Source organism: Actinoallomurus sp. NPDC052274, assembly GCF_040679475.1.
GTDB classification, from domain to species: Bacteria; Actinomycetota; Actinomycetes; order Streptosporangiales; family Streptosporangiaceae; genus Actinoallomurus; species Actinoallomurus liliacearum.
On sequence record NZ_JBFAUT010000063.1, the window covers coordinates 20844 to 38507 of the forward strand.

The 17664-nt window shown below is 68.7% G+C and carries 14 protein-coding genes; 7 read left to right on the top strand and 7 right to left on the bottom strand.

Annotated elements, in window-relative coordinates:
* Positions 1 to 103 precede the first annotated feature (103 nt).
* Positions 104 to 1633 carry an arabinofuranosidase catalytic domain-containing protein gene (locus AB0K82_RS36690; RefSeq protein ID WP_364405877.1) on the bottom strand — a complete coding sequence of 510 codons (1530 nt, stop codon included), beginning with the start codon at positions 1631 to 1633 and terminating at the stop codon, positions 104 to 106.
* Positions 1634 to 2033: 400 nt separating this feature from the next.
* Between AB0K82_RS36690 and AB0K82_RS36695 the strand changes: the two genes are divergently transcribed.
* The 3 genes from AB0K82_RS36695 (at position 2034) to AB0K82_RS36705 (ending at position 6240) form a co-directional block, all read left to right on the top strand.
* Positions 2034 to 3050 (top strand): LacI family DNA-binding transcriptional regulator, encoded by a 1017-nt coding sequence (locus tag AB0K82_RS36695; RefSeq protein WP_364405880.1) that lies wholly within the window; start codon positions 2034 to 2036, stop codon positions 3048 to 3050.
* A 284-nt stretch (positions 3051 to 3334) separates the two neighbouring features.
* Positions 3335 to 5758 (top strand): ricin-type beta-trefoil lectin domain protein, encoded by a 2424-nt coding sequence (locus tag AB0K82_RS36700; protein ID WP_364405883.1) that lies wholly within the window; start codon positions 3335 to 3337, stop codon positions 5756 to 5758.
* A gap of 131 nt (positions 5759 to 5889) precedes the next feature.
* Positions 5890 to 6240, top strand: coding sequence for a DUF3054 domain-containing protein (locus tag AB0K82_RS36705; protein ID WP_364405886.1), 351 nt, complete (start codon positions 5890 to 5892; stop codon positions 6238 to 6240).
* A gap of 49 nt (positions 6241 to 6289) precedes the next feature.
* Here AB0K82_RS36705 and AB0K82_RS36710 read toward each other — a convergent pair whose 3' ends face one another.
* The 3 genes from AB0K82_RS36710 to asnB all read right to left on the bottom strand — a co-directional run bounded on the left by AB0K82_RS36710 (position 6290) and on the right by asnB (position 9474).
* Entirely contained in the window at positions 6290 to 6910 is a 621-nt protein-coding gene (locus tag AB0K82_RS36710) for an L-threonylcarbamoyladenylate synthase (protein ID WP_364405889.1), read from the bottom strand.
* 216 nt (positions 6911 to 7126) lie between these two features.
* Positions 7127 to 7630 carry a MarR family transcriptional regulator gene (locus AB0K82_RS36715; RefSeq protein WP_364405891.1) on the bottom strand — a complete coding sequence of 168 codons (504 nt, stop codon included), beginning with the start codon at positions 7628 to 7630 and terminating at the stop codon, positions 7127 to 7129.
* Positions 7631 to 7632: 2 nt separating this feature from the next.
* Positions 7633 to 9474, bottom strand: a complete 1842-nt coding sequence (gene asnB / locus AB0K82_RS36720; RefSeq protein ID WP_364405894.1) for an asparagine synthase (glutamine-hydrolyzing) — start codon at positions 9472 to 9474, stop codon at positions 7633 to 7635.
* Positions 9475 to 9693: 219 nt separating this feature from the next.
* On the opposite strand from asnB, the gene AB0K82_RS36725 reads away from it, so the two are divergent.
* The gene (locus tag AB0K82_RS36725; protein ID WP_364405897.1) at positions 9694 to 10248 is read left to right on the top strand and encodes an AAA family ATPase; all 555 of its coding nucleotides are present in this window, start codon (positions 9694 to 9696) and stop codon (positions 10246 to 10248) included.
* A gap of 49 nt (positions 10249 to 10297) precedes the next feature.
* On the opposite strand, the gene AB0K82_RS36730 is transcribed toward AB0K82_RS36725, so the two are convergent.
* The 3 genes from AB0K82_RS36730 to AB0K82_RS36740 all read right to left on the bottom strand — a co-directional run bounded on the left by AB0K82_RS36730 (position 10298) and on the right by AB0K82_RS36740 (position 14005).
* Complete coding sequence (locus AB0K82_RS36730) at positions 10298 to 12172, bottom strand: hypothetical protein (protein ID WP_364405900.1); 1875 nt, start codon at positions 12170 to 12172, stop codon at positions 10298 to 10300.
* A 197-nt stretch (positions 12173 to 12369) separates the two neighbouring features.
* Positions 12370 to 12711, bottom strand: coding sequence for a hypothetical protein (locus tag AB0K82_RS36735; RefSeq protein ID WP_364405903.1), 342 nt, complete (start codon positions 12709 to 12711; stop codon positions 12370 to 12372).
* A gap of 247 nt (positions 12712 to 12958) precedes the next feature.
* A complete protein-coding gene (locus tag AB0K82_RS36740) occupies positions 12959 to 14005 on the bottom strand; it encodes a S1 family peptidase (RefSeq protein WP_364405905.1) in 1047 nt (348 codons plus the stop codon).
* A 683-nt stretch (positions 14006 to 14688) separates the two neighbouring features.
* Between AB0K82_RS36740 and AB0K82_RS36745 the strand changes: the two genes are divergently transcribed.
* The 3 genes from AB0K82_RS36745 (at position 14689) to AB0K82_RS36755 (ending at position 17662) form a co-directional block, all read left to right on the top strand.
* Positions 14689 to 16083 (top strand): glutamate decarboxylase, encoded by a 1395-nt coding sequence (locus tag AB0K82_RS36745; RefSeq protein WP_364405908.1) that lies wholly within the window; start codon positions 14689 to 14691, stop codon positions 16081 to 16083.
* A 160-nt stretch (positions 16084 to 16243) separates the two neighbouring features.
* Positions 16244 to 16801: an EF-hand domain-containing protein gene (locus AB0K82_RS36750; protein WP_364405911.1), complete on the top strand. Its 558-nt coding sequence runs from the start codon at positions 16244 to 16246 to the stop codon at positions 16799 to 16801.
* Between the two features lie 231 nt (positions 16802 to 17032).
* A complete protein-coding gene (locus AB0K82_RS36755) occupies positions 17033 to 17662 on the top strand; it encodes a polysaccharide deacetylase family protein (RefSeq protein WP_364405914.1) in 630 nt (209 codons plus the stop codon).
* Positions 17663 to 17664 lie beyond the last annotated feature (2 nt).

A 17664-nucleotide genomic window follows, 5' to 3' on the forward strand; every position in this document is an offset into this window, starting at 1 on the left:
AGCCCTCGACGTTGGTGAACCTCGAGGGCCCTCCTCTTGGTCAGCCGCTCCGCGTCCTCCGGATTCGGCCGACTGCCTTTATCGGTGTACCCGAATGATCCCGTCAGCGGGGGGTGAAGTCCTGGTTGGTGCCGGCCGCGTTCTTGCACGGCCACTGGTCCAACTGCTGGCCCAGGTTGCCGCCGGCACCATAGACGTCCAGGCACAGCCCGCTACCCGCGTTCTGGAACGCGAACGACCCGTCGGACTGCTGGACCGGCTTCCACAGCGTGCCCGCCGCACCACTCCGCGCCTGCTGCACGATGTCCGGACTCCCCTGCCCCGTCGAGCCATTCACCACCCCGACCACCTGACCGGAGTTCTGCGCCTGCAGTTCCCCGAAACCGTTCGACCCCGGCAGGAACTGGAACTGCTGATTCGACTGCCCGTTACAGGTCCACTGATCGATCGCCGCACCAGCGGCCGAACTATTGCCGTACACATCCAGGCACAACCCGTCATTGCCGACCACCAACCGGTGATAACCACTCGGGAAACCATCACCACTGCCACCACCCGACCCGTAACCGGCCGCCGTGATGCTCGCCTGCACCGCGTTCTCCGTCGCGTCAGACGGATAACCCGAGGTCATCGCGCCCTCGAAGAACTCGCCCTGGCCGCTGGGGCTGTTGTCACCGCCGGTGCCCAGCAGGATCGAACTGTCCGTGCGCATCGGCGAATAGCCGTTGGGCAGCGAACCCGAGTACGGGGTCGTCAGGCCACCGCTCGTGGCGTTGCCGTATTTGAGCGTGAAGTTACTGGTGCCGTTGTTCTTCTCCCACGCGCTGACGAACGGGAAGTGCACCCCGCTGTTGTTCGGGTCGTGGTTGGAGCCGGTACCGGTGTGGTACATGCCGTTCTCCAGGTCGGCCTCCACCCACGGGCCGCTACCGGTGCACCCGCCGAACCAGCACGCGGTCCCCCAGTAGATCGCGTTCATGGTGGCGTTGCCGGTGTCGGTGTGGGAGTTCTCGCCGCTGCCGTAGTCGAAACAGCACCACTGGTTCACATAATTCGACGAGGTCACCATGTAGATGCCCGCCGGCTGCGAACCGGTGGGCACGCCCTTGGCGTGGTCGACGCGGTAGCCGGTGCCGGGCGTGGACTTGATCCCGTACGCCGGGTGGCCGGCCACGGTGATCGGGAGCGCCATGGCGTCCGCTCCGATGTCCGCGCCATTCGGGCCGGGTCCTTTCCAGTAGCCGCCCCAGGAGATCGGCAGGTCGTTGTGGTTCGCCGTCTGGTCATAGATCTTCGTGATCGTGCAGGACGTGCCCGCGCAGAACGACGCTTGTGGGGTCGCGTCCACGTACCCGCCGGCGGCCAGTAGGCCGATGTCGAGGTACTTCTGGTCGGACTTGCGCTGTACCTGGTACAACGGCCCGTTGTAGGAGGAGAACAGCGCACGGGTCGTACTGTGCGCGGCGACACACGGCGTGCCCCCGGCCGCGTAGATGTCGCACGGAAGCGACGCCGCGGAGGCCGTGTTGACGGCGGCCTGGGTGCCGAGGGCGAGCACGGCCGCCGCCGCGGCCAGCAGACAGGCCGCCAGCAGCCGGCCGGCCCGGGGCAGGCCCTTGGGAACTGGAAACATGACGAACCTCCGTCGTCCTGCTCCGACGATTTTCGAATCGATTCGAACGAGCGGCTGGATGCTATGACCGGGGTCCGGAGAGGTCAATGTCCGACCGCAGGACCCCGACGAGCGTGCCGGACAGGTCGCGTTCGCCCTGCTCGGGACACCTCCGCGGCGATCGGCGCCCACCAGTTCTTTCATGGGCTTTCAGCGGCCCCGGCCTCCCGCTCGCGGATCGCTTCGGCCGCCTGATCGGGGAGGAGCCGGCCGACCGCGCCGCACGGCCGACCGCATTGCCGGCGATCAGGCGGGATGACTAGGATTCGCGGATACCGACGAAACGATTCGACACATACGGTCGAAGAAGCCGGCCGGTTGGAAGACCTGCGCCGGCCGTGCCGGCATCCGGAGGAGCTCTATGAACATCGGGGAGATCGCCCGCCGCTCCGGAGTGTCGCGCAGCACCGTGTCGTACGCGCTCAGCGGCAAGCGTGCCGTGTCCGAGGCGACCCGGCAACGCGTCCAGGCGGTCATCGACGAGCTGGGCTATCGCCCGAACGCCGCCGCGCGGGCGCTGAAGGAGGGCCGCACCCGCACACTCGGGCTGGTCGTCCCGCCCGCGCGGCGACGGCTGACATTCATGCAGCTGGAGTTCGTCGCCAGCGTCATGGAGGCCGCCGACCGCGCCGACCTCGACCTGCTGCTCTCGCCGTCCCGCGGCGACCACGACCGTTCCTTCGAGCGCATCGTCGGCGGCCGCCGGGTGGACGGCCTGATCCTCATGGAGATCCGCCTGGACGACCCGCGGGTCAGCCGGCTGCAGGGTCTGCGGCTGCCGTTCGTGACCATCGGTCGCACCGCCCGGCCGCAGGGAATGTGCTGGATCGACGTGGACTACGCGACGCTCATCGGCCGGTGCGTGAACCATCTGGCCGACCTCGGGCACCGCCACATCGCGCTGATCAACCGACCGGCCGAACTCGTCGCCTCCGGCTACGGCCCCGCGCACCGGGCTCGCGAGGGATTCGCCGATGCCGTCGCCCGCCGCGGCATCGAAGGGGTGGAGTTCTGCTGCGCCGACGCCGCGCCGGCCGGCGCGGCGTGCGTCCAGGAGATCCTGCGCGCCCATCCCGACATCACCGCGGCCGCGACGATCAACGAGGCGGCCCTGCCCGGCGTCCAGCGGGCACTCGAAGATGCGGGGCTGGACATCCCAGCCCGGTTCTCCGTCGCCGGCGTCGCCGCGCGGTGCTGGGCCGAGCAGTTCCATCCACAGCTCACCGCGGCCGACGTGCCCGCCGTGGACATGGGCGCGACCGCCGTCGACTTCCTCCTCGAACGCATCACCGACCCGGACGCACCGCCCAGGCAGCACCTGTTCGTTCCGCCGATCTCGCTGCGAAACAGCACCGGGCCGGCGCCCGCGCCGCGCTGAGCGCCTGGGGGCACGCTCAGCGTCCAGAGCGTGCTGCGAACCGATTCGCAAGTGGGCGTGAAAGACATTGACCCGCTTGATCACCGGTCATACCATCCGCTCGAAACCCGCCGATCAGCGAATCGATGCGACGAGGGCGACCACTGACGGCCACCCGCAACGCCCGTCCCCGCCCCGAGAGGCATCCCGTCATGTCCCCCTCACCCCCGTTCGGCCGCCGCAGGCCGGTCAGCCGGCAAGGCGGGTGCAATCCCCCTCCGCTCCCCCGAAAGGGACGAACCCCAATGTTAGAAATCAGCCGGTTGTTCCGGCGGCTAAGGGTCTCGGTGATCGTGGTCGTCGGCGTCGTCCTGGCCGCGAGCGGCGTCGTGAGCGTCACGACGACACCGGCCCGGGCGGCCACCTCGATCACCGTCAACGGCACGTCGGGCGGCCGGACGTTCGACGGCGTCGGCGCGGTCAGCGGCGGCGGTGGCAACAGTCGACTGCTGATCGACTATCCCGAGCCGCAGCGAGGCCAGATCCTCGACTACCTCTTCAAGCCCGGCTACGGCGCCTCCCTGCAGATCCTCAAGGTCGAGATCGGCGGTGACACCAACTCCACCAGCGGCGCCGAACCCAGTCACTCCCACTTCCGCGGCGACCTGAACTGCGACCGCGGCTACGAGTGGTGGATCATGGAGCAGGCCAAGGCGCGCAATCCGAACCTCAAGCTCGTCGGGCTGGCCTGGGGCGCGCCGGGGTGGATCGGCAACGGCACGTTCCTGTCGACCGACATGATCAACTACCTGGTGTCCTGGCTGGGCTGCGCCAAACAGCACAACCTGTCGATCGACTACCTCACGGCCGCCCAGAACGAGAAGCTCTGGGACGTCAACTGGACGATCAACCTGCGGAACGCGCTGAACTCGGCCGGCTACTCCAACGTCAAGCTCATCGTCGGCGACCAGTACCCGGGTGCCTGGGTCGGAGCCGACCAGGTCGCGAGCAACGCCACCTTCCGAGCCGACGTGGACGTACTGAGCGGGCACTATCCGTGCGGGTATCTGAGCGCGCAGAACTCGTGCTCGGTGCCGTCGAATTTCATCGACTCCGGCAAGGTGCTGTGGTCGAGCGAGAACGGATCGCAGGACTACAACGGGGGCGCCGCGCCCCTGGCCCGGGGCGTCAACCGGGCCTACATCGACGGGAAGATGACCGCCTACCTCAACTGGGACCTGATCGCCTCGGTCACGCCGAACATCCCGTGGCCGACCGTGGGACTGATCCTGGCGAACCAGCCGTGGTCGGGCTCCTACTCCGTCGGCAAGGACACGTGGGCACTGGCGCACACCACCCAGTTCACCGCCCCGGGATGGAAGTACCTCGACTCCTCCAGCGGCTACATCGGCGGCGACCGGAACAACGGCAGCTACGTATCGCTGAAGTCGACGAACAACACCGACTACAGCACGATCATCGAGACCATGGACGCCACCAGCGCCCAGACGCTCAACCTCAGCGTCACCGGCGGTCTGTCCACCGGCCAGGTGCACGTGTGGGCGACCAACCTCAACTCCGGCAACCCGGCCGACTACTTCGTGCACACCACCGACATCACCCCGTCCGGCGGGAACTTCTCCCTGACCGTCCAGCCCGGCTACCTCTACACCGTCACGACCACGACCGGCCAGGGCAAGGGCACCGCGACCGGCCCGGCGCAGGGCTCGCTGAACCTGCCGTACGGCGACGACTTCGACTCCTACTCCCCCGGCCATGAGGCCAAGTACCTCATGGACATGCAGGGCGCGTTCGAGGCGAGCGCCTGCGGCGGCGGCCGTACGGGAATGTGCGTCCGCCAGGCCGGTACGCAGGCCGCGATCGGGTGGAAGCCGATCTCCGACCCGTACGCGCTGCTGGGCAACACCAACTGGAACAACTACACCGTCTCCTCCGACGTGCTGCTGGAGAAGTCGGGGTACGCCGAGGTCATCGGCCGCGCCGGCGCGCAGAGCACAGGCGACCCGAACGGGCTGAACGCCTACTACCTGCGGGTCGCCGACACGGGCGCCTGGTCCATCCTGCGCTCCAACACCAGCGCGCAGTGGACCACGCTGCGCAGCGGCACCACCTCCGCACTCGGCACGAACCGGTGGCACACCCTCGCCCTCGGCTTCTCCGGCGGCACCATCACCGCCACCGTCGACGGCACCGCGATCGGCTCGGTGAGCGACTCCACCTACGGAACCGGCCAGATCGGCCTGGGGACCAGCCAGGGTGAGACCGCTCAGTTCGACAACCTCAGGATCACCCCTGGCTCGGGCGGCGGCACCGGCGGCGGGCCGACCTCCGCGCTGGTCAACGCGGCGTCCGGCCGTTGCCTGGACGTACCGAACGTGTCACAGACCAACGGCACACAGGCCGAGCTGTGGGACTGCAACGGCGGGACCAACCAGCAGTGGACGCCGACGTCGTCCAGGCAACTGCAGGTGTACGGATCCAAGTGCCTGGACGCCGAGGGCGCCGCCACCTCCGTGGGCACCCGGGTGATCATCTGGGACTGCAACGGCGGCGCGAACCAGCAGTGGAACCTGAACGCCGACGGCACGATCAGCGGCGTGCAGTCCGGCCTGTGTCTGACCCCGAACGGCTCCGGTACCGCGAACGGGGCCCTGATGGTCCTCGGGACCTGTACCGGCGGAAGCAGCCAGAAGTGGACCCAGAACTGACCCCGTAATCGGCATTTGACGTTCACTCGGTGACCGCGCCGGCCGGACGCGCAGAGACGTCCGGCCGGCGCCTCCTGCGGCAGTGCCCACCACGGCCAGATCGGCGATCCTCGATCGATACGCTTGGGCACATGCGTTCGGTACCTGCGGTGATCTTCGATCTGTGCTGTGTGATGGCGTTCGTGGTGATCGGGCGGGCCGGGCACAGCGAGGGCGAGACCATCGCCGGGATCGCGAACACGGCCTGGCCGTTCCTGACGGGAATGCTGATCGGCTGGTTGGTGACGCGGGCCTGGCGGCGACCCGCGGCCCTCGCGGGCACCGGCGTCGGCGTCTGGCTGGCGACCGTCGCCGTGGGCATGGCCTTGCGGGTCCTCTCCGGTCAGGGGACGGCGGCCACCTTCATTCTCGTCTCACTGGTCTTTCTCGGGCTGTTCATGCTCGGCTGGCGCGCCGTGGCGCGTCGGCGGCGCACGGCATGAACGCCGCCCACCGGAACTCGCGTCCGCCACCGGTACGGCGACGGCCGTGCTATTCGAAGCGGGAGGGGTCTCCGGCACCTCGGCGAAGGATCTCGGGCTCGTCCTGGGAGAAATCGATCACCGTCGTCGGCACGGCGCCGCACTCTCCGGAGTCGACGACGGCGTCCACCGCGTGATCGAGCCTTTCCTTGATGTCCCAGCCCTGGGTCATGGCCTCGCCCTCCCCGGGCAGAAGCAGGGTGCTCGACAGGAGCGGTTCGCCGAGTTCGGTGAGCAAGGCCTGGGTGACGGTGTGATCCGGGATCCGAACCCCGACGGTCTTCTTCTTGGGGTGCAGCAACCGTCGCGGCACCTCTTTGGTCGCGGGCAGGATGAACGTGTAGCCGCCCGGAGTCGCCGCCTTGATCGAGCGGAACAGCGCGTTGCTGACCTGGACGAACTGGCCGAGCTGCGCGAAGTCCTTGCAGACCAGGGTGAAGTGATGGCCGCTGTCGAGGCGGCGGATCTCCCTGATCCGGTCGATGCCCTCCTTGTTGCCCAGCCGACATCCCAGCGCGAAGCACGAGTCAGTCGGGTAGACGATCAGTCCATCCGCGCGAAGGAGGTCGACCACCTGACGGAGCGCCCGCGGCTGCGGGTTGTCCGGATGCACATCGAAGTACCTGGCCATTGACCACACATTAGGGGCGGACGCTCGAGAGCGGCCACCCGGGATCCACCGTACGTCGGCTGCCGCCCGCTGACCCGCCTGCCGGGTCAGGGACGGGGACGCCAGGGAGGGTCCGGGTCGGTGGCGCCGGGCGCGGCGGCGGTCCGGCGGCCTCGGCGCGTTCCGAGACGCGTCGGCGGAGTCGTCCGGCAGTGGGCTCGCTCGCCGGCCGGAACGTCAGGCCGGAGGCCCGGTCAGCGTCCCGTCGCGTTCGGGGGCGTCGCCCGGCCGGCGCGGCTCCGGCGGGGTCGGCAGGTCGGCCAGGTGGCTGAGGACGGGGGCGGTGGACAGGAGCAGGTTCGCCTGCTCCGCCGGGATGGCCGACATCAGCCCGGCGAGGACCTCCGCCTGGCCGCGCGCGAACGAGCGGAGGATCTCCCGGCCCGCCTCGGTGCTGACCACGTGGCTCGCGCGGCCGTCGGTGGGGTCCGCCTTGCGGTCGACGTACCCGCCCGCCAGCAGCCCCGCCACCGCGGTGGTGGCGGTCGGCTGCGAGCAGGGGACGCGCCGGGCGATCTCGCCGATGCGCAGCGGGCCGTACTGCGCCAGCAACGCCAGCACGATCAGTTGTGTCGGGTGCACCGCGCCGCTCTGGCCCGACCGGCGGAGACGGCGCATGAGGCGGTGCATCGCGATGACGACGTCGAGCGCCTCGTCGGTGTGCACTGCCTCGTCGGTCATGGTCAGGATGGTTTCAGGGTTGGTTTGTACATGTCCAGCCAGAGGGCCAGGTCAAGCGTGCGCTCGAGACCGTGGCGGGACGCCTGGGTGATCTGTGGCGTATCGACCTCGACCGCGCGGGCGAGCCAGTCCCGGCTGACGATGTCGAACACGGCGTGGTCCGGGGTGGAGAGGTACTCGCGCGCGTTCTCCTGCAGCTTCACCGCGTACGCGGGGTCCTGCGTGGACGGGTACGGCGACTTCACCCGCTCCACCACCGACTGCGGCAGCACGTCGCGCGCGGCGCCGCGCAGCAGCGACTTCTCCCTCCCGTCATAGGTCTTGAGCGACCAGGGCGTGTTGTAGACGTACTCGACCAGGCGGTGGTCGCAGAACGGCACACGCACCTCCAGACCGACCGCCATCGAGGCGCGGTCCTTACGGTCCAGGAGGATGCGCACGAAATGCGTCAGGTGCAGATAGCACACCTTGCGCATGCGCCATTCGAAGTCGCTCTCCCCGTCGAGCCGCTGGATCCGGGCCACCGAGGTGTCGTAGGCGTCCTGGACGTACCGCGGCAGGTCGATGGTCGCGGCGAGCTCGGGAGTGAGGATGCTGTCGTCCTCACCGAAGTGCCGGGCGAACCGCACCAGCCAGGGGAACGTCGTGGCCTGCTGGGCCACCGGGTCGAAGAACTGCTGGTAGCCGCCGAAGACCTCATCGGCCGACTCCCCCGACAGCGCCACCGTCGAGTGCTCGCGGATCGCCTTGAACAGCAGGTAGAGGGAGGCGTCCATGTCACCGAAGCCCGCCGGGATGTCCCGGGCCCGGATGACCTTCGAGCGCACGTCCGGATCGGCGAGTTCGTCGGAGTCGAGCACGATGTCCTGGTGCTCGGTGCGGGACTTCGCCGCGACGTCGTGCACGTACGGCGTGTCGGGCGTGCCGCGCAGCTCGTCGGGGACGAAGTTCTCGGTCTGCCCGACGAAGTCCACGGCGAAGCTGCGCACCGTCTCGCCGACCTCGGCGAGCTGCGCGGCGGCGATCGCCGTCATCGCCGACGAGTCGAGGCCGCCGGACAGCAGGGTGCACCGCGGCACGTCGGAGACGAGCTGGCGCCGGACGATGTCCTCCAGCAGTTCGCGCACGTGAGCGACCGACGTCTCCTGGTCATCGGTGTGCTCACGGGTCTCGAGCGTCCAGTAGCGAGTGGTGCGCACGCCGTTCGTACCGACCGTCACGATCGTGCCGGGCTCGACCTCGTGCATGCCCTCCCAGATCGCGTGGCCGGGCGTCTTGACGAAGGCGAACAGCTCGCGGAGGCCGTCGAGGGTCACGGTGCGCTCTGCGAGGGGGTTGGCCAGGATCGCCTTCGGCTCCGAGCCGAACAGCACGCCGTCGGAGGTCTCGTAGTAGTAGAAGGGCTTGATGCCCATACGGTCGCGGACCATGATGAGCCGGTTCTCGCGAGAGTCCCAGATGGCGAAGGCGTACATGCCGTTGAGCCGCTCGACGAAGGCGTCACCCCACTCGACGTAGGCCTGCAGGACGACCTCGGTGTCGGAATCGGTCCGGAACCGGCGTCCGCGCCCGATCAACTCGCGGCGTAGTTCGGAGAAGTTGTACGCCTCGCCGGAGTAGACCATCACCACGGGCCCGCCGGGCGTCTCGACGCTCATCGGCTGGCGGCCGCCGGGCAGGTCGATGATGGCCAGCCGTCTGTGGCCGAGCGCCGCGTGCCGGCCGACCCAGGTGCCGCGGTCATCCGGGCCACGGCAGGACATCGTCTCCGTCATCGCGTCCACGGTCGGCTGTTCCGCCCGCAGGTCACGGCCGAACGCCACCCAACCGGTGATTCCGCACATGGGCTACCTCCAGCGCCAACGCCGAGGACTCGCACCGGACGTAGCCCTCAGCTCACGGTCCGCATAGTTGCATTAGGCATCTATGCAATTCCATGTTACGAATGCATCACGGATGTGCGAACCCGATGTGACTCACCTCACTCATGGCGGGGTGGGCGCGGTTACCGGGCGGCCGAGGTACGGGGGCGGGAATCCCGGGAGGACTCTTATGCTGGCCCGGTGCCAAGCATCTCCGCACCGACGTTGATCGTCCTGCGCGGGAACTCGGGAGCAGGCAAGACGACCATCGCCCATGCGGTGCGGGCGGCCTACGGCCGTGGCCTGGCGATCATCAGCCAGGACGTCGTACGCCGCCAGATGCTGCGCGAGCATGATGTGCCCGGCGGGGTGAACATCGGGCTGATCGACGCGATCACTCGCCACGCGCTCGGGGCCAGGTACCACGTGGTCCTCGAAGGAATCCTGGCCGCCGACCGCTACGGGCCCATGTTGCGGGCTCTGCGACGCGACCACCCGCGCAGCGCCTGGTTCTATCTGGACGCCTCTTGGGAAGAGACGCTCCGACGGCACGCGGGCCGGCCGCAGCGAGACGAGTTCGGGGCCGAGCAGATGCGTCAGTGGTACCGACCGCTGGACCTGCTGCCCGACCGATGCGAGACGGTGATCGCCGAGGACAGCGCGCTGGAGGCGACCGTTCGGCGGGTGATGCGCGAAGCGGGCCTGATCGCGTCTGGTCCCACCCCGTCCGACGACGCCTCCGGCTGCGGCAGGTAGGCCGCCGCCTTCGCACCGTCACGGCGGTGGTGTTCCCGCGCCGGCACGATCAGCGGCTCCTCCGGCAGCCTGCAGGCGCCGCCTCAGCTGAGCCCAAGGTCTGCTTGACGATCGACTCGGCGAGGACCTTGAGTGCCACGCACCGCAGGGAATCGTCGCTGATCTCCTGGGCGATCTGCTCGGCACGGCGGACGTCGCTCGCGGCGAATACCGGAACCGCGACGTACAGCAGATGATCCCGGCCGGGACCGTGGTACTGCCGGATGAGCCGCTTGAGGGACTGTCGCTTCTGCGCGGCGAGCTCGTTGATCGACAGATACGCGGCCGACACCTGGTCGAGCAGGGAGATCAGCAGAGGGTCGGCCGGCTGTGCGGCCAGGGCCACCTCCAGCACCTGGCTCGTGATGCGCGTGGCTCGTTCAGGACTGGAGTCGGCCCACGCCGCCGCCACAGCCGTCAGGGTCCTGGCGATGCGCTTCAGATCATCGTTGTCCAGCCGCTGCTTGACACGCTGGTGCGCTCGGGTTCCGGCGAGGTCGATGAGGCGCATGCTCAGGCTCGGGTCGACGGCGACGACATCTTCGGCGATCTTCGCCAGCCGCTGCGCCTCCTCGAACCCGAGGTCCGCGACGTCGACGTTGGCGGCGATGTGGGAGGCGGCCCGCCGCGCGGTGTCAGGGCAGACGGTGGCCCCGATCGCCGCGATCTTTCCCATCACGGGAAGAGCCCGCCTCGGCTCGACCTCGAGAGCGGTCCGGTAAGCGACGTCGAGCCACCGCCGTGCCTGCGAGGGATCGGCCTCGGCGATCTCGCCGGCCATGTCGGCGAATGCCTCGTTCCGAGCGCCGGCATCGGTGATCCGTGAGGCGATGATCTCGGCCCGCGACGGGTCGCACCGCGCCGCGCCTTTAGCGATGTATCCCAGATAGTAGGGGTGATAGCGGCCGCTGTTCTGGTTGTCGCCGTTCCCGGGTTCGGCTCGCCGGCGGTCCCACGAGGAGCCGGGCTCCACAGGGGGGATGACGCTCCGTTCGGCCGCATCGAGCAGCGGCTTGTGTTCCGGTCCGGTGGAGGCCGCGGCCTTGAGAACGCCTTCCCAGGCGGATGCGCGGATGTACGCCGTCGTGATCTTGCCGATGATCCGTTCGGCTCTGGCGGGGTCGATCTCCGCCACTCTCACAGCGGTCGACTGGAGTTCCCCGTCCCGCGAGTATTCGTCCGTGACGCCGAGCGCCGACGCTTCGGCAAGATCGATCAAACGCTCGGCATATCGCCGGTCGATGGCGTAACCGACCTTGGCGATCTCCACCATCGTGCGGCGCAGCAGAGAGTCGCGAAGTTGGAGCTCATCGTCGGGGTCGGGGCGGATCATGCCCGCCGCTTCCACCGCCTGGCCCATCAGCTCCGCGGCCCGGTCAGGGGCGGTGGCCGACAGTCTGTCGGCCTCGGCGGCCAGCGCCCGGGCTCGCAGCACCCGTCGCAGGCCCAGGTCGTCGGCGCCTGGATCGTGGAAGCCCACGACAAGCCGCTCAACGCGGCCGAGCACCGCAAGCGCTCGCCGGGAGTCCACCTCGACGAGCCGGCCGACCAGGGACTCGAACGTCTCGTGGTCCACGGAGGCCGGCCCCTCTTCCAGGAGCTGATCGATGAGCGGATCGGCGTGACCGATCAGCTGTTGGATCCGCTCGGGGTCGGAGAGCTCCTTGGCGAGCGCCAGCGAAGCCAGTGCTCGGACCTCCGTCGAGGGGATGCGCCGCAGGTGCTGCTCAGCATGGTCGAGATCGGCCGCGGCAAGCGCCATGGCGACCACGAAGAGCGCGTTCTCTCGCTCTTCGTGGTCGTCGATGGAACGAGCGATCCGTATGGCGTGGTCGATCGCCGACTCGCGCTCCTGGCGCGGATCACCCGCCCGCGACGGCTTCATGCGCCACCTTTCGGTCATCTGCTTTCGGCGGAGTCTACGGCGCTACCGCCCCAACGATCTTCTAGCGTGCGCTGGACTCCGGCGCCGATGAGGGGATCCCCGTCCGGGAAACGGCCGACCAGGGCGGTTGCGGTGTTGGCCGGACACTCGCCCCTATACCGCCCAGGCGCGCAGAGCGCGGGGTCGCGACCCGGGCGTCAGGCCGCGATGGCGTCGCGGCCCGTCAGCCGATCACGTAGTCGCACCAGCTCACGGCGGCCCCTCGGCGTGTAGGTGCCCGTGAGCCGCCGCTTACGGTAGAGCTCCACCCGGTACGGGATCACGCTGGTCAGGCGCAGCGCGGCCGCTACCGGAGCGAGGAGCAGACGCAGGGCGAGTTCGAGCAGCCAGAACGGCAGCAGCACCGCGGTGGCCAGAAGGCCCGGAAGTCCGATGATCAGCGAGATCGGGTCCTCGCCGAGCCCGCCGGGCATCAGGTGCATGGCCGCCTCAGGCTTGACCCACCGCCCCCAGGCCAGGCGCTGCTGACGCAACCGCATCGGGGTTCCGTCACCGTCTCGCCACCGCACCGGACGAATGTACCGCCTCCGACCAATCCGGCAGGCTTCCGTTCGAAACGGTGCTCGAGTAACCCGAGTCAGGGGCGGACGGCCCCGCCTATGCGGCTGTGCGGAGGCGCACCGGCCTTGGTGAGCGGCCGGTGCGCCTCCCGACGGTTCATCCCGCGATCTGCCGCCTGCTGCTTCGGTGCTCGACGCCGCTGGGCTCAGATCGCGCGTCGCCGCATCAGCCTATGGAGACGCCGTACGCGTCAAGGGCCGCGGTGACGGGTTGGAAGAAGGTCTCGCCGCCGGACGAACAGTCGCCGCTGCCGCCGGAAGTGAGGCCGACCGCGGTGCTGCCGTCGAACAGCGATCCGCCGCTGTCGCCGGGTTCGGCGCACACATCCGTGTCGATCAGACCGTACACGGTGCCCTCGGAGTAGTTGACGGTGGCGTCCAGGCCGTTGACCGTGCCGCCGTGCACCCCACTCGTACTGCCGCTGCGCCGCACCCATTCACCGACGTAGGCATCGCCGGCCTGCGTGATCGGCTGTGTGCTCCCGTCGTACAGGTCGACGTCGCTGGAATGGTCCGCCCAGCCGGTGTACTGGACGATGGCGTAGTCGGTACCGGGGAAACGGCTGTCGATCGTGTCACCGGCGGGCTGGCCCGAATCATCGGTCCAGCTCGACGCGTCGTTTCCGCAGTGCCCGGCGGTGAGGAAGTACGCGTTACCGGAGCCGTCCTGCACATTGAACCCGACGGAGCAACGGTAACCGCCGCCGTAGATCGCGTCGCCGCCGCTGATCAGTGGGCGGAAGCGGCCTGCGACGTGGTGCACGGCGACCGCGTCGCCGAGTGCCGCGACCGCCTTGTTGATCTTGGCGAGTCGTGCTCCGGTGACGGACTGATCGATCGAGACGACGACCTGGTCGGTTCGCGGGTCGACGAACCACGCCGTGCCCGGTACCCGCGCCGTCCGGTCGAGCGTGCCGGTGTCATGCCGTAGCCGAGCGCCGTCCCGGACGACGGTGAGTGGGACGGCGCCGGCCGCGCGTACCGTGCGTGCGTCGGCTTCATTGGTGACGGTGACGACCAACCGATGCGTCGCGTGGTCGAGGTAAGCGCCCGCGGTGCGTGATCCGAGGGTGCGCGCGAGATTCGCGGCGGTCGCGGCGGGATCGGATGTCCGGGCGGCCTGCGCGGCCGGGACGGTGAGGGCGGTGGTGACCAGAGCGGTGCCCAGCGCGGCGGCTAAGCCGGCGCAGCGAGGGATGGAGCGGAGATTCATGGTTCCTCCATGGCGGGTCACGGGCGCGGGCGGGATTACTGGCGCCCTGTGAACGGCCTGGCATCCGTGGCTCGCCCCCGTCATCCCCCCATCCGCGACCGGTCAGGAAACAACCGCTCGCCGACACCGAGACGGAATGTCGGACCACCTCGAATCCTGGCGACAGCCCGAATTCGCCGCAATGAGGTCCGGAGAACCTTAGGGCAATCCCTAATCGAAGCGCTTGGCGGCTGCGCCGGGCGATCCTGACGACGTCGCGGATGCCTTCGATCGATTCTCCGGGGCGGTGACTTAGTTCGGCATGGCGTAGCCGCGTGGACAGGAGTACCGCGAGCGGATGAAGAATCGCCCCTGCAGTGAATGGGGAGGGCCGTACGTCAATCGACGTAGCCGGTCGGCGCCGGTCGGGTCGCCGCTCCGGACGGAAGGCAAGACCCATGGACCCACGTCTGGGCGGAGACTGATCAGGAACGATCACCCGCACCCCTACCAAGATGTAACCCATTCGGTAGTCACGCAACTACGTTGCGTATCCCATGCTGGTGGCGACAGGCAGGCGCCATGGACATGCCACGGACACGCCAAGGAGACGTCATGCGCACCAGCCCCCGGATCAGCGCCTTGTGGAGCCGGCCTTGTCGCCGATCAGCCCTCGTGTTCATGGCCTCCGTCCCGGCAGGAGTGTGATCGACGTGGTCAAGCAGGTGCATCGCGAGCGTCGGAACGTCGAACTGGCCGTGCAGCCGCTGTACAGCGGACTGGTGCCGGCCGGCGGAATTCCCCGCTACCGGCTGGCGCCCGGTCCGATGGCGCCGGACTCGGCCGCCGCGCTGGTCCGGGACGAGATCATGCTGGACTCCAACGCCCGCCTCAACCTCGCCACCTTCTGCACCACCTGGATGGAACCCCAGGCCAAGGAGCTGATCGCCGATTCCCTGGACCGCAACCTGGTAGACCACGACCAGTACGCCCAGACGGCGGAGCTGGAGACACGGTGCGTGAACATCCTGGCCGACCTCTGGAACGACCCGGGCACCAACGGTGTCGGGTGCTCGACCAGCGGCTCCAGCGAGGCCACGATGCTGGCCGGGCTGGCGATGAAGTTCAACTGGCGTGCGCGGCGACGAGCGCGGGGCCTGCCGGCGGACCGGCCCAACCTGGTGATGCCCAGCATGGTGCACACCTGCTGGCCGAAATTCTGCCGCTACTGGGATGTCGAGCCGCGCTACGTGCCGATCCGGGAACCCGGCTTCACCGTCGACCCGTCCGAGGTGGCGAGCCTCTGCGACGAGAACACCATCGGCGCGGTGGCCATTCTGGGGTCCAGCGGGCTGGGAATCTACGACCCGGTGGCCGAGATCGCGTCCGCATTGGATCGGCTCCAGGCCGAACGGGGATTGGACGTGCCGCTGCACGTCGACGCCGCGGTGGGCGGCTTCATCGCTCCGTTCCTCGAGCCCGACCTGGTGTGGGACTTCCGAGTGCCTCGCGTGCTGTCCATCAACACCTCGGGCCACAAATTCGGACTGGTCTACCCAGGCATCGGGTGGATCATCTGGCGCGACAAGAAGGCGCTGCCCAAAGAGCTGATCTTCGAATGCGAGCTGCTCGGTGGCAGTGTGCCCACCTTCACGCTCAACTTCTCCCGATCAGGCGCCCCGGTGGTGGCGCAGTACTACACCTACCTGCGCCTCGGGTTCGAGGGCTACCGCGCGGTGCAACAAGCCTGCCGTGATGTGGCGTCCTATCTGGCCGAACAGATCGCGACGATACCCGCGCTGGAGGTCATCTCCGATGGAACCCATCTGCCGGTCGTGGCGTTGCGGATGCGGCCCGACACGCCCATGACCGTATTCGATATACACGACCGGATGCGCAAACACGGGTGGCAGATACCCGCCTACCACCTGCCCGACGCCCTCGACGACGTAGCCGTGATGCGCATGGTGATCCGCAACGGCTTCAGCCGCGACACCGCGGACATACTGCTGAACGCGCTGCGCGCCGAGCTGACCGATGCGCGGGCCGACGAGCCCACCATGCCGGCGCCGCGACGGCGTGGCCCCGTCTACCACTGACAGGAAACGCCATACTTCATCAGGTGGGCCGACGGCATGAACAGTGCCATCACCAACTTCGAGAAGGATCCGGCCAGGACCCGGCTCGGCGAAGAGACCCGCGCCGAAAATACTCACTTAATGTATGCCATTGATCACAATCGGCGATCGAGAGGTTCCTATGAACCACGAGTCCGCACAGGTTGATTCCGGCGCCCACGAGCGACTGCTACTGCGGTTCCGCATACTCGACTCCGACGGTAACGGCTACCTGGACGAGAGCGACTTCGACCGGCTCGCCACCAAGGTGCTCAGTGCACTGGGCGAGCCGCGCGAGTCGGCGAAGGGCCAGGCGGTTCTCGACGGGCATCACCGCTTCTGGGCGGGCCTGCGCGCGTCCCTCGACGCCGATCGCGACGGCCGGATCAGCCTGGCCGAGTACCTCGCCCGGCTGGGCGACCCCGGCGACGCGGAGCAGGCCGTGACCGACTACGCGACATCAATGGCCGCGCTGGTCGACCGCGACGACGACGGATACGTCGAACGGGACGACTTCCTCACCTGCATGACCGCGAGCGGGTTCGCGGAGGCCAACAGCGCGACCGTGTTCGAGGAACTGGACGAGTCAGGCGACGGCCGGATCCCGGTCGGTCATTGGGCCGCGGCGATCGTGGACTGGTACAGATCCGAGCGCACCGACATCCCCGGTCATGTCCTCGTCACACCGCCTGACGCTTGATCATTGACATGTGGCGCCGCCATCGGCCAGGGGCGGGACGGGCCGCACGATGTTGGCCTCTGCCAGAGGTCGGGCTGACCGCGTCCTGATCTGAGCCTTCGTAGGCTGCGGACCGTGGAGTTCGAGCGTCGGCGTCTTCTCGGGGCAATCGCGGCAACAGCGGCCTCCGGGGCCGCCGCAGCATGCGGGAGCGGCCTCTCGCGGCCGACCACCACAGCCCAGTCCACGGCCGTGACGCCAGGCGCGAGGGCCCCGTACTTCTCCGGCGAGATCGTCCACGGTCCGCGCGGGCGCCGGCAGGTCGCCCTGACCTTCCATGGCGCCGGCGACCCGGCCGTCGCGCGGCGGGTGTTGGCCGCGACTGCGGCCGCCGGGGCGCAGATCACCGTGCTGGCGGTCGGCACCTGGCTGGACGCCCAGCCGGAGATGGCGCGGCTGATCCTCGCCGGCGGTCATGAACTCGGTAATCACACACAGAACCACCCCGACATCAACGCGATGACTCCGCTCGCGGCACGCGCCGAAATCGCCCAGTGCGCCGAACGGCTGCGGAATCTCACGGGCACCATCGGCAGTTGGTTCCGGCCTTCCCGAACGCCGCACGCCAACGCCATGGTCCGAGCCCAGGCGACCGAGGTCGGCTACCACGCGTGCCTGTCCTACGACGTCGATTCCCTGGACTTCTCCGATCCCGGCCCGGAGGCCGTCGTCCGCAACGTGCTCCGCAGCGCGCATGGCGGGTCGATCGTCAGTATGCACTTCGGCCATTCCGGAACTGCGACGGCCATGCCCTCGCTGCTGGAGGGGTTGCGCCGGCGCGGGCTGCGCGCCGTGACGGTCTCCACGTTGTTGAGGCCATGAGA